This is a genomic window from Cetobacterium somerae (assembly GCF_022430525.1).
In the GTDB taxonomy this organism is placed as follows: Bacteria; Fusobacteriota; Fusobacteriia; order Fusobacteriales; family Fusobacteriaceae; genus Cetobacterium_A.
Window position 1 is genome coordinate 1,678,097 of record NZ_CP092519.1, and the last position, 12,913, is coordinate 1,691,009.

At 30.0% G+C, this 12,913-nt stretch carries 14 protein-coding genes; 6 read left to right on the forward strand and 8 right to left on the reverse strand.

The features are described 5' to 3' along the window. Positions 1-24: 24 nt before the first annotated feature. The 8 genes from MKD34_RS07795 to ptsP form a co-directional block, all read right to left on the reverse strand. Positions 25-579 carry a tetratricopeptide repeat protein gene (locus MKD34_RS07795; protein WP_240218955.1) on the reverse strand — a complete coding sequence of 185 codons (555 nt, stop codon included), beginning with the start codon at positions 577-579 and terminating at the stop codon, positions 25-27. A 114-nt stretch (positions 580-693) separates the two neighbouring features. Then, complete coding sequence (gene rplT / locus MKD34_RS07800; RefSeq protein ID WP_023050246.1) at positions 694-1,044, reverse strand: 50S ribosomal protein L20; 351 nt, start codon at positions 1,042-1,044, stop codon at positions 694-696. Positions 1,045-1,095: 51 nt separating this feature from the next. After that, the gene (gene rpmI / locus MKD34_RS07805; RefSeq protein ID WP_023050247.1) at positions 1,096-1,302 is read right to left on the reverse strand and encodes a 50S ribosomal protein L35; all 207 of its coding nucleotides are present in this window, start codon (positions 1,300-1,302) and stop codon (positions 1,096-1,098) included. 27 nt (positions 1,303-1,329) lie between these two features. Beyond that, positions 1,330-1,842 carry a translation initiation factor IF-3 gene (infC, locus tag MKD34_RS07810; RefSeq protein ID WP_240218956.1) on the reverse strand — a complete coding sequence of 171 codons (513 nt, stop codon included), beginning with the start codon at positions 1,840-1,842 and terminating at the stop codon, positions 1,330-1,332. A 261-nt stretch (positions 1,843-2,103) separates the two neighbouring features. Continuing rightward, complete coding sequence (locus tag MKD34_RS07815) at positions 2,104-3,726, reverse strand: S1 RNA-binding domain-containing protein (RefSeq protein ID WP_240218957.1); 1,623 nt, start codon at positions 3,724-3,726, stop codon at positions 2,104-2,106. Beyond that, positions 3,719-4,585 carry a 4-hydroxy-3-methylbut-2-enyl diphosphate reductase gene (gene ispH, locus MKD34_RS07820; RefSeq protein ID WP_240218958.1) on the reverse strand — a complete coding sequence of 289 codons (867 nt, stop codon included), beginning with the start codon at positions 4,583-4,585 and terminating at the stop codon, positions 3,719-3,721. The genes MKD34_RS07815 and ispH overlap by 8 nt, the downstream gene beginning before the upstream one ends. A gap of 9 nt (positions 4,586-4,594) precedes the next feature. Then, the gene (locus MKD34_RS07825) at positions 4,595-4,864 is read right to left on the reverse strand and encodes an HPr family phosphocarrier protein (RefSeq protein WP_023050251.1); all 270 of its coding nucleotides are present in this window, start codon (positions 4,862-4,864) and stop codon (positions 4,595-4,597) included. Between the two features lie 2 nt (positions 4,865-4,866). After that, positions 4,867-6,618: a phosphoenolpyruvate--protein phosphotransferase gene (gene ptsP, locus MKD34_RS07830; RefSeq protein ID WP_240218959.1), complete on the reverse strand. Its 1,752-nt coding sequence runs from the start codon at positions 6,616-6,618 to the stop codon at positions 4,867-4,869. A 210-nt stretch (positions 6,619-6,828) separates the two neighbouring features. On the opposite strand from ptsP, the gene hrcA reads away from it, so the two are divergent. From hrcA to MKD34_RS07860, 6 genes are all read left to right on the forward strand, one after another. After that, positions 6,829-7,824, forward strand: a complete 996-nt coding sequence (gene hrcA / locus MKD34_RS07835) for a heat-inducible transcriptional repressor HrcA (RefSeq protein ID WP_240218960.1) — start codon at positions 6,829-6,831, stop codon at positions 7,822-7,824. Further along, positions 7,814-8,356: a nucleotide exchange factor GrpE gene (grpE, locus tag MKD34_RS07840; protein ID WP_240218961.1), complete on the forward strand. Its 543-nt coding sequence runs from the start codon at positions 7,814-7,816 to the stop codon at positions 8,354-8,356. Before hrcA ends, grpE begins: the two co-directional genes overlap by 11 nt. Before the next feature lie 36 nt (positions 8,357-8,392). Further along, complete coding sequence (gene dnaK, locus MKD34_RS07845; RefSeq protein WP_023050255.1) at positions 8,393-10,204, forward strand: molecular chaperone DnaK; 1,812 nt, start codon at positions 8,393-8,395, stop codon at positions 10,202-10,204. Positions 10,205-10,284: 80 nt separating this feature from the next. Then, on the forward strand, positions 10,285-11,454 hold the full coding sequence (gene dnaJ / locus MKD34_RS07850; RefSeq protein WP_240218962.1) for a molecular chaperone DnaJ: 1,170 nt from the start codon (positions 10,285-10,287) through the stop codon (positions 11,452-11,454). A 73-nt stretch (positions 11,455-11,527) separates the two neighbouring features. Then, a complete protein-coding gene (yajC, locus tag MKD34_RS07855) occupies positions 11,528-11,800 on the forward strand; it encodes a preprotein translocase subunit YajC (RefSeq protein ID WP_023050257.1) in 273 nt (90 codons plus the stop codon). 73 nt (positions 11,801-11,873) lie between these two features. Then, positions 11,874-12,905, forward strand: a complete 1,032-nt coding sequence (locus MKD34_RS07860) for an N-acetylmuramoyl-L-alanine amidase family protein (RefSeq protein ID WP_240218963.1) — start codon at positions 11,874-11,876, stop codon at positions 12,903-12,905. Positions 12,906-12,913: the final 8 nt, after the last annotated feature.

Consider the following 12,913-nt stretch of genomic DNA (forward strand, 5'->3'; position numbering starts at 1 on the left):
TCTATCCCCTATTTTTGAATTAACCTAAATTTTTTCTCTTAAATATTTAATTTTCTCTTTAATTTCTTTATCTCTCGGATCGATTTCATAAGCTGCAATATATTCATTTAAAGCTTTTTTATATCTTCCCAAAAACTCATACTCTCTAGCAAAATCTAAATGAGCACTATATATATCTAAATCCAAAAATATAGCAAAATCATAACTATTTATTGCTTCTACTATTTTCCCTGCTCTCGAGTAGGCATTTCCTAATAAAAAGTATACAAAAGCATCTCCAGGTTTATTATCTAAAAACATATTAAAATATTTTATACTCTTAGTATAATTACCTAATTCATAGTTTAAGTATCCTAAAAATCCTATTGTATCGCTATCCTTTTTCCCTAAAGCTCTAAGTTTTTCATAAATTTCTAGAGCACCTTCACAGTCTCTTTTATAAAAAAGAATTGTCCCTAATTTTTTTAAATTATCAATGTCATTTGCTTTTGTTAAAAGTTCAAATCTTATTTCTTGCTCTTGATTCAATAAATCTTCTTTACTTACGTCTATTCTCTTTAGTATTTTTTTTCTTAGCATTTTAATCCCCCTTAGGTTTTTTAAAACTACTCTCTTGAAAATTATATCATATTTTTCCTTTTTATTTAAGATTTTTTAAAATAAAAAAAAGAGCCTAAGCTCTTTTTGATATAATTATAATGCTGCTTTTGCAGTTTCTGCTAATTTAGCGAACTCAGCTGCATTGTTTAAAGCGATATCTGCTAAAACTTTTCTATCTAACTCGATTCCTGCTCTCTTTAATCCGTTCATTAAAGTTGAGTAAGTTAATCCGTTGATTCTTGCAGCAGCGTTTATTCTGATGATCCATAATTGTCTCATCTTTCTCTTTCTAACTTTTCTATCTCTTGTAGAGAAAGCTTCTGCTCTCATTACAGCTTGCTTAGCTTGCTTAAATACGTCACCTGACGCACCTCTAAATCCTTTAGCAGCTTTTAAAACTTTTTTATGTCTTCTTCTTCTAACTATTCCAGTCTTAACTCTCATTTACTTCTCCTCCTATAATTGGTCCTTTAACAATAATATTCCTAAGAATTATTATCTTCCTACTCCGTATGGTAATAATCCTTTTAAGTGCTTCTCTAATGTTGAAGTGATTACTGTATCCTTCTTTAATCTGTTCTTTCTTTTTCTTGTTTTCTTTGTTAAGATATGGCTCTTTCCTGGCTTTTTAACAACGAATTTCCCTGTTCCAGTAACTTTAATTCTCTTTTTAGCACCTCTATGAGTTTTCATTTTTGGCATTGTAATGTTCCTCCTCTCAAATCTTCACTATTTTTTTGGCGATAAGATTAAATACTTTTGCTTATCATTATATTTTTTATCAACATCTGCGATTTCTACAAATCTATCAGATATCTGATCTAGCATTCCAATTCCTTGATCAGCGTACATTCTTTCTCTTCCGTACTGAACAAGAGTTATCTTTACTTTGTTATCTTTTTCTAAAAACTTTTTAACTTGAGCTATTTTTGTATCCATATCGTGCTGATCTATTCTAGCTCTAAATTTTACCTCTTTAACAATAACTTGTTTTTGGTTCTTCTTAGCATCTTTAGCTTTTCTAGTCTGCTCATATTTGTACTTTCCATAATCCATTATTTTACATACTGGTGGCGTAGCATTTGGTGATATTTCAACTAAATCTAATTCTTTTTGTACAGCAATTTCTAATGCTTCCATCGCTGACATTATTCCTAACTGCTCTCCAGTTTCAGAGATAATTCTTAACTCTCTACCTCTTATCTTCTCATTAATTCTAACTTTGTCCGAAATAATAGACACCTCCTATTAACTATCAAATAAAAAAAACAGGACGTAAAATTCCTGTTTAACTCAAATAATTATTAGGGCTCGCCCTAAACAAAAATTTAATGTAACCTTTATGTAGGTCTTTGCCCCATAAGGTGAGAAACAGGAAGTCTCTTCTTAATAAATCTTTTTCATTGTCTTTAATTATTATAACACGATCTTACAAAAAGTCAACTGAATTTTTTATTGATTTTATTGAGGTCCTCTTATAATTAGAGGACCTTTTTAACTTTATTACTCTTCGCTTGAAGAAACTCCATACTTTTCAATTAACTCTTTGTTTTCATTTTTTTCTTTTTCTAATTGAACTTTTTTTATAGAAAGTTTTATTCTTTTCTTTTCAGAATCAATTTCAACAATCTCAGCTAAAACAACTTCTCCAAGCTTAAATGTATCTCTTAAATTCTTTATAAAATCTCTAGAAGCTAATTGAGTCGGAATAAATCCATCTACTCCCTCTTCTAATTTTACAAACATTCCGAAATCTTGAATATTTTTTATCTCTTTTTCCACTCTGTCTCCAACTTTATAATTCTCTAAAGCTGTTTCCCAAGGGCTCTTTGTTAGCTCCTTAATACTACCTTTTATCTTTTGATCCTCTAAGTTTAACTCAACTACTTTAAACTCTATCTTATCTCCCTTAGAATATCTTTTATTTCCTGACCATGTAAAGTCTGAATTATGAATAAATCCATCTACTCCCTCTTCAACTTGCACAAATATTCCAAATGGTTTAACCTCTACAACTGTACCAGTTAAAATTGTTCCCACTGCAAATTTATTTTCAGCATCTTCCCATGGATTAGAACTTAATTGCTTTATTCCTAACTTTAACTTTCTTTCTTTAGGTGATAAGTCTGTAATAACAACTTTAACTTCATCTCCTACTTTAACAAAGTTATTAACATTTACTTTTTTACTTGTCCAAGAAAAATCTGAACTATGAATTAATCCTTCAACACCCGGTAATAACTCTACAAAAGCTCCATAATTTACTATTCTTGTCACTTTACCAGTTACCTCTTGACCTATACTATTGTTTTCAGCAACTATATCCCAAGGATTTTTTGTTAAAGATTTTATAGATAACTTTACATTTCTTTTATCTCTTTCAATTTCTATAATTTTCGCTTCAATTACATCTCCTGCTTTATACAATTTGTGTAAATCTGAAGTTTTTTTCCAATCTACTTCTGAAATATGAATAAATCCTCTAGCTTCATCTAATTTTACTGTCAATCCAAAGTCTAACACTTCTAAAACAGTAGCTTTTACTACTTCTCCTAAAGTTAACTTATCAATTGCTTCTAATTCTTTCGCAACAACAATTTCTTTTCTTGATAAAAGAATTTTCTTTCCTTTTTTATCTTCTTTTACCTCTTTTACAGCAAGTGGTAATTCTTTTCCAATAAATGAATCTCCTTGATCTGCAGGAATTTCTGATAACGAGTTAGGTAAGAACCCTTGTTGATGATATACTTCAACAATATATCCACCTTTTACTCTTTTTAAAATTTTTCCAGTTATAATCTCATGATTTTGAAGTGCTTTTTCTAATTTTTCAGCTCCAATTTCCATATCAATTCTTTTTTTAGAACCAATTAAAACTAAAGAATCCTCTTCTTCAGCTTGAGACACTATTAGAACTTCAACTTCGTCTCCTACAGCATATCCTGTTAACTCTTCTGTTCTTACTCTTACAGCCTTTGGCTCTCCAGGTACTTCTAAATATGTAAAGTTTCTATCCATATTTACAATTGTTCCAGTCACTTTAGTTTTTATTTCTTCATCCTCTTTTACTGGCATGTACTCGTTTAATAATGCTTCAAAATCTTCGTAGTAATCAAAGTTAGACATTAAAGTTCCCCCTTATTTTATTTTCTATTTTTTTTATTATATCTTCTGGTGTTGATGCTCCAGCTGTTATACCTATTTTCATGCTTTCAGAAAATATAGACATATCTAATTCTTCATCATTTTGAACCAAATAACTATTTGGATTTTCAGCTTTTGCTACTTCCAGAAGTTTTTTGCTATTTGAGCTTTTTAAGTCACCAATTACAATTATTATATCGCAATTGTTTGCTAACTTTTTAGTAGCCTCTTGTCTTTCGCTAGTCGCTCCACATATCCTATCAAATATCTGAGCATTTGAATAGTATTTTTCTAAATATTCTTTTATCTCTAAAAATTTACTTTTATTTAGTGTTGTTTGAGTTAGTACCGAATATCTTTTACTCTTATCTAATGAACTTTCTTTTAATTCTTCTAAATTTTTTAAAACATTAACTTTTTTTCCAAAGGAAATAATCCCCTTAACTTCTGGGTGTTCTTTATCTCCTATAAAAATTATTTCATCCCCAAGATTTTCTCTTTCAATTAATATCTCTTTTATCTTATCTACAAAAATACATGTTGCATCATATATTTCCACTTCTTTTTTTTCTAATATATTTATAATTTGAGAAGTTGTTCCATGGGCTCTTATAACTATTGTATCCCCTTTTTTTAAAGGGTCTGTTCCTTCTAATATATCTTTTTCATCAACTATTATAAAACCTATATTCTCCATCTCTTTCACAACATCTTTATTGTGAACTACCATTCCGAGAATATATTTTTTAGATATATCTTTTCTAGATATCTTATAACAAGTTTCAACAGCTTTTTTGACACCGAAACAAAATCCCATTTTTTCAGCTCTTATTATCTCCACTTTTTATTTTTACTCCTCGTTAAATTTTTTTACTTCAATTAAGTCAATTAAATCAGCTATCATTTCTTCTTCGTCTTCTCCATCACACTCTAAAGTTAATACTCTTCCTTGTTCTGCTGCAAGAAGCATCAATCCCATAATACTTTTTCCATTTATAACCTCATCATCAAATATTACATTTATATCTGAATCATATTTACTTGCTGTTTGGACAAATAACGATGATGGTCTTGCGTGTAATCCAGCCTTATTTTTAATAGTTACTTCCACTTTTTTCATTTTTAATTTCTCCCTTCAATTATTTCTAAATACTCATTTAAGATATTCTTTACCTCTTGAGAATCTTTAGATTTTAATAATTTTATTTTAATTTCTTTCAATTCTGATATTTTTATTTTTCTAATTAAATTTCTTACTTTTGGAATATATGCTGGTGCCATACTTAAATCTCTTATTCCCAAACTTAGTAAAGCTATAACAGCTTGATTTTCACCAGCCATTTCTCCACATACTGAAACTTTTTTATTTTTTTTAATCCCTGCACTAGAAACCATATCAATCGCTCTTATCACTGCCGGGTCATAACAATCATAAAGTTTTTCAGCTATTGGACTATAACGATCTGTTGCAAGTATATATTGTGTCAAATCATTTGTTCCAATGGAAAAAAAATCTACATAATCAATAAAAACATCTGCTAGCATAACATTTGATGGTACCTCTACCATCATTCCAACTTCTATATTTTCTTTAAATTCTTTCCCTTCAAACGCAAGTTCTTTTTTACACTCTTCTACTAAATCTTTAGCTTCAATTATTTCTTTTAAATTTGTTATCATCGGATACATCATCTTTATATTATGATGTGTAGCAGCTCTTAAAATTCCTTTAATTTGATTTTTAAAAAGATTCTTATCTGCTAAAGTTAATCTCATTCCTCTACATCCTAAAGATGGATTTTCTTCATCAACCATTTTATAATAAGATAGTTTCTTATCTGCCCCAATATCCAAAGTTCTTATAACTATTGGTTTACTTGGTTGACTCTCTTCAAACTCTCTTGCTATATTTTCATATATTTTTTTTTGTTTTTCCTCATTTGGAAATTCAATAGCATCCATATATATAAGTTCTGTTCTTAGTAATCCAATACCATCAGGTCTTTTTCGACTGACTTGGGTTATATCCAACCTACCACCTATATTTAAATACAAATAAACTCTTTCTCCATCTAAAGTAATCGTTTCTTTATCAATAGATTCCTCTATCTCTTTCATCCTATTTCTATATCTATTTTTTTCTTCATCATATCTATTTAATGTTTTTACATCTGGATTAGTTACAACTTTACCTTCCATAGCTGTTGTATCTAAAATTATTTTATCTCCCCAATCTATAGAAAAAATATCATTTCCACCCATTAGTGTCGGTATTTCTAATGCCTTTGCTAATATTGCAGTATGAGAAGTCTCTCCCATATATTCCATTATTATTCCACTTAAATTTATTCCACTATAATAAATCTTTAAAAGTTCAGATGGTAGTAATTCTCTAATTACTAAAATTTTACCATTTAAATTCGAATCTATATCATCTTCATGTGTTAGATTCATTATTATTCTTTCGCTTATATCCTTTATATCTAATGCTCTTTGCTTATAAATTGGATCTGCTATTTTTTCAAACATCTCTATATATTTATTAGATACTTTCTTTACAACCGCTTCTGCATTATTCTCTTCTTTTTTTATACCTTTTTTTATATCACTTATAAATTGAGGATCATCTAACATCATTATATGTACTGTTAGAATTTGTAAGTCCTCCTTATTTATTTTACCCTCTAAATTTCCCTTAATTTGTTTTATATCATTTTTAGCTTTTTGTACACTTTCTAAAAATCGGCCTATTTCTTCTTCGACTTTTTCAGAAGAAATCTTATAATTTTCAATATCTAACTTTTTTTTTCTTTCTATATAGGGTTGACCTATAACTATTCCTGGGAAAATACTTTTACCTATAATAACTCCCATTTTACTCACCCCTTGACCATTAATTGATATAAAAAATTATACCGTATTTCTATTCATTTTTAAACTATTATTTGATTATAATTACTTTTTTAAAAAAAATAATTTTTTTCAAAAAAAGTATTGACATTTTTTTTTTTTTATATTATATTAATTGCAAGATTAGCACTCTACCATGATGAGTGCTAATAAAAAGTTAAAAAGGGTGATTTTATGGTTGTCAGTGATAGAGAAAAGCTCGTTCTTAGTGCCATTATAGATTTTTATCTTCTTTCAGGAGAAACAATCGGTTCTAGAACTCTTGTTAAAAAATATAATATAGATCTATCCTCTGCAACAATAAGAAATGTAATGTCTGATTTAGAGGATATGGGATTTATTTCAAAAACTCATACTTCTTCCGGAAGAATACCCACAGATAAAGGTTATAAATTTTATTTAGAAGAGCTTCTAAAAATTGAAAAACTTTCAAGAGAAGAACAAGCTAGAATAAATTCTGTTTATGATATTAAAATGAGAGAATTAGATTCTGTCTTGAAAAAAACTTCAATGCTTTTATCTAAATTAACTAATTATGTTGGAATTGTTATTGAACCTACGCATAAAAAGGAAAAAATAAAAAAAGTTGAACTAGTTCATATTGATGACTATATGGCTATGGCCGTTATCGTCATGGAAAATAAAAGTGTTCGAACTAAAAAAATTTTTTTCGAAGAGGTGTGTAGCCAGAGTGAGCTCTTAAAGTTATCACAACGAATTAATAACGAAATAAGAAATAGTTCTGTTGAATCACACGAAATTGAAAAAATTATTGATTTTGTTTATAGCGAAGTAGAAGGAAAGCTTTTTCTAGAAAATTCATCTGAAATATTTAGAGATAAACAAGTCAATGAAATTAGTGACGTTTTAGATATTTTTTCTAAAAGAGAAAAAATAAAAGAACTTTTCGAAGAGGCAATTAAATCTAGACCTTTTAAAGAGGGTGAAGTCAACGTTATTTTTGGCGAAGAATTAGCCGTAAAGGGATTAGAAGATTATAGCTTTGTATATTCTGTTTATAATATGGATAATTCTCCAGGTATAATTGGTGTTATGGGACCTAAACGAATGTCTTATTCGAAAACTATGGGTCTTATACAGCATGTTACAAAAGAGGTTAACAAAGTTATAAAAGAAATAAGTAATGAAGGAGATAGTGATGGCAGATAAAGAAATAAAAGAAGAAATAGTTGAAGAAATAATTAACGATACAGAAAATAAAAATGAAAATATAGAGACTATGTCTCAAGAAGATGAAATCAAAAAATTAAAGGGTGAAGTTGAAGATTGGAAAAATTCTTACTTAAGAAAACAAGCTGATTTCCAAAACTTTACAAAAAGAAAAGAGAAAGAATTTGATGATTTAAAAGCTTTTGCTTCTGAAAAGGTAGTAGTAAAAGTTTTAGATATAATTGATAATCTTGAAAGAGCTATCGCCGCTTCTTCTGAAACAAAAGATTTTGATTCTCTTGTTAAAGGTGTTGAATTAACTCTTTCTCAAATGAAAAGCACTGTCGCTAGTGAAGGTGTTGAAGCTATAGAAACTGAAAAAGCTACATTTGATCCTCATTTACATATGGCTGTTTCTGTTGAAGACTCAGCAGATTATGCTAATGACGAGATTATAGCAGAATTTCAAAAAGGTTATAAAATGAAGGGAAAAGTTATTAGACCCTCAATGGTTAAAGTTTGTAAAAAATAAAATTAAAAAATTCAGATATATTAGGAGGTTTTTTAAATGGCAAAAATTATAGGAATTGACTTAGGAACTACTAACTCATGTGTTGCAATAATGGAAGGGGGATCAACTACTGTTATCCCTAACGCTGAAGGAGCAAGAACAACTCCATCTGTTGTAAGTATTAAAGATAATGGTGAAATTATTGTTGGAGAGATTGCTAAAAGACAAGCTATCACAAATCCTACATCAACTATTCTATCAATCAAAACACATATGGGAAGCGATTATAAAGTTGATATTCACGGAAAACAATATACACCACAGGAAATTTCAGCTATGATATTAAAAAAATTAAAGTCTGATGCTGAAGCTTATTTAGGAGAAAAAGTTACTGAAGCTGTTATTACTGTTCCAGCTTACTTTACAGATGCTCAAAGACAAGCTACAAAAGATGCTGGTGTTATAGCTGGATTAGATGTTAAAAGAATTATAAACGAGCCTACTGCTGCCGCATTAGCTTACGGACTTGAAAAAGCTGGAAAAGAAGAGAAAGTTTTAGTATTTGACCTTGGAGGAGGAACATTTGACGTTTCTATCCTTGAAATTGCTGACGGAGTTATTGAAGTTATATCAACTTCAGGAAACAACCATTTAGGTGGAGATAACTTTGACGATGCTGTTATCAAATATTTAGTTGAAGAGTTTAAAAAAGAAAGTGGAATAGATTTAGCTAACGATAAAATGGCATACCAAAGACTTAAAGATGCTGCAGAAAAAGCTAAAAAAGAGTTATCTACATTAATGGAAGCTCATATTTCTCTACCATTCATAACAATGGATGCAACTGGACCAAAACACTTAGATATCAAATTAACTAGAGCTAAGTTCAATGATTTAACTAGAGATTTAGTTGAGGCTACTCAAGTACCTACAAAAGATGCATTAAAAGCTGCTGGATTAAATCCTTCAGATATCGATGAAATCTTATTAGTTGGAGGTTCTACAAGAATTCCTGCTGTTCAAGAGTGGGTTGAATCTTACTTTGGTAAAAAACCTAATAAAGGTATAAACCCAGATGAGGTTGTTGCTGAAGGAGCTGCTATTCAAGGTGGAGTATTAATGGGAGATGTTAAAGACGTATTACTTCTTGACGTTACTCCATTATCTTTAGGAATTGAAACTTTAGGTGGAGTATTTACAAAAATCATCGAAAGAAATACAACAATTCCTGTTAAAAAATCACAAGTATTCTCAACTGCTGTTGATAACCAACCAGCTGTTACAATTAATGTACTACAAGGTGAAAGAGCAAAAGCTGCTGATAACCACAAATTAGGAGAATTCAACTTAGAAGGAATTCCTGCTGCTCCAAGAGGAGTACCTCAAATTGAAGTTACATTTGATATTGATGCTAACGGAATTGTTCATGTTTCTGCAAAAGATTTAGGAACTGGAAAAGAAAGTACTGTAACTATCTCTGGTTCAACTAACCTTTCTGCTGATGAAATTGAAAGAATGAAAAAGGATGCTGAAGCTAACGAAGCTGAAGATAAAAAATTCAAAGAGTTAGTTGAAACAAGAAATAAAGCTGATATGTTAATTGCTTCTACTGAGAAATCTGTAAAAGATTATGCAGAAAAAGTTACTGAAGACGAGAAAAAAGCTATTGAAGCTGCTATCGAAGAACTTAAATCAGTTAAAGATGGAGAGGATAAAGAAGCTATAGATGCTGCAATTGAGAAATTATCTCAAGCTGCTCATAAGTTAGCTGAAGAAATCTACAAAGACGCTCAAGCTAAACAACAAGGTGGAGCTGCTCCAGAAAACAACGGAACTGATGACGTTGCTGACGCTGAGATAGTTGACTAATATTAGTAATTAATATATACTTTACTTAAGGGATAGAGATGACTCTATCCCTTATTTTAAGAAATGGAGGATTTTTGTAAATGGCTAAAAGAGACTTTTATGAAGTTTTAGGGGTTGCTAAGGGGGCATCTGATACTGAAATAAAAAAAGCATATAGAAAAGCTGCTATGAAGTATCACCCAGATAAATTTAGTGGTGCTAGTGATACTGAAAAAAAAGAAGCTGAGGATAAATTTAAAGAGGTTAATGAAGCATACCAAGTTCTTTCGGATGAAAATAAAAGAGCTCAATATGATAGATTTGGTCACGCTGCTTTTGAAAACGGTGGCGGTACTGGTGCCGGTGGCTTTGGTGGCTTCGGTGGTGGCTTTGAAGATTTAGGAGATATTTTCGGATCATTTTTTGGTGGAAGTGGTGGCTTCGGTGGTTTTGGTGGCTTCGGTGGTTCTCGTCAAAGAGGTCCAGAACCTGGTGAAGATTTAAGATATAATCTTGAACTAACTTTAGAGGAAGCAGCAAAAGGTGTAGAAAAAACATTAAAATATAAAAGAACTGGAACTTGTGAAACTTGTCATGGTACTGGAGCTCAAGATGGTTCTAAAATGACTAAATGTTCTAAATGTAATGGTACTGGAACTATAAACGTTACTCAAAGAACTGTTTTTGGAAATTTTCAAACAACACAAGAATGTGATGCTTGTCATGGTAAAGGCGAAGTTCCTGAAAAAAAATGTAAAAAATGTCATGGTACTGGAATTGATACAGAAACTGTTGAAAAAACAATTAAGATTCCTGCTGGTATTGATGATGGGCAAAAACTTAGACTTTCTGGAATGGGTAATGCTAGTACAGAAGGTGGTCCTAATGGTGATTTATATGTCTATATAACTGTTAAACATCACCCATTCTTCGAGAGAAATGGGGAGGATATAATTTGTAATGTACCAATTACTTTTGCTCAAGCAGCTCTTGGGGGAGATATCGAAATCCCTACACTAAATGGTAAGAAAACAATTAAGATTCCTGCTGGAACTCAGAATGATAAAATGTTCAGATTAAAAGGAGAAGGAATTAAAAATCCTAGAAGTCCTTACACTGGTGATCAAATTGTTAGAATTAAAATTGAAGTTCCTGTTAATTTAAATACTGACCAACAAGAGCTTTTAAAGAAATTCGACGAAAGTCTAAAAGATAAAAATCATAAAGATAATAAAAACTTCTTTGATAAACTAAAAGATTTCTTCGCTTAAAAATTATTGAAAAGTATACCACCTTGTGGTATACTTGTCTTAGAAAAATTATATTATCTAAGGGGGCTATAAGATGAACGAATTATTTGCTAAATATGGTGGAATGATACTTACTTTTGCTATTTGGGCGGCTGTATTCTATTTTCTACTTATTTTACCAAACAAAAAGAAGCAAAAGAAACATCAAGAAATGTTGGACTCATTAAAAGAGGGAGCTGAAGTTGTTACTAATGGTGGTATCAAAGGTACTATATCTAGTATTGGCCCTGAGTTCTTAACTATTAGAGTTGATAAAGGTGTTAACATCCAAGTGCTTAAGAATTCTATTTCAAGAGTTTTAAAATAAAAATATTTACAAAAGGATGGAATTGGTATACTTTTCCATCCTATTTTATTATTCTAGATCAATGGAGAAATTTATGAAAAAATACCTTATATTTTTTATCTTTTGTTTATTTTCATTAACTATATTTGCTAATAGCACAATAAAAAAAGTTAGACTTAATAATAATCCTCCACAATTAGTCTTTGATATTTCTAGCACTGTTAAACCTAAATATAATTCTAGTTATGATGAATATAATCGATTAATTTTTCTTGAAATTGAAAAAGTTAAAATGGGAACAAAACTAAATAGTTCAAGTCTTTCTGGTAAAAATATTGAAAAAATAGATATGATTGACTATGGTTCAAATGTTGGATTTTTTATAAAATTAAAAAAAGGATCAGGTCATAAAGTTTACTCTTTATCTAATCCACATAGAATTGTTATAGATTTAAAAGCTACTAACTCTTCTAAAAAAGAGTTTACTGTAGCTATTGATGCAGGACATGGTGGGAAAGATCCAGGAGCAATCGGATTTAATAAGTATAAAGAAAAAGAGATTGCTTTAGCTGTAGCAAAGAAATTACAAAGTAAACTCTCTAAAGATTTTAATGTTATCATGACTAGAAGTAACGATACTTTTATTAGTCTTTCTGAAAGAAGTCGAATTGCTAATCGAGGAAAGGCAGATATTTTTGTAAGTTTACATTTAAATGCATCTAAAAATTCATCAGCTCAAGGAATGGAAATATTTTATTTTTCAAAAAAATCATCTCCTTATGCTGAAAAAATTGCATCTTACGAAAATAGCTTTGGCGAAAAATATGGAGAAAAAACAACTAGTATAGCTCAAATTATGGGAGAACTTGCATATAACAAAAATATGGAAAAATCTATAACTATTGCTAGGCCATTAAATTCATCTCTTTCTAAAAGATTAGGTATGAGGGATAGAGGAATCTACGGAGCTAACTTTGCTGTTCTAAGAGGATTTAACGGCCCTGGTATCCTTGTTGAGCTTGGATTTATAACAAATAAATCTGACGTAACTAAGCTCTCTAGAGATGCAAATCAAAATATTATGGCAGATGAACTAGCAAATAAAATTAGATCATTTTTCTATTAGGAGGTTTT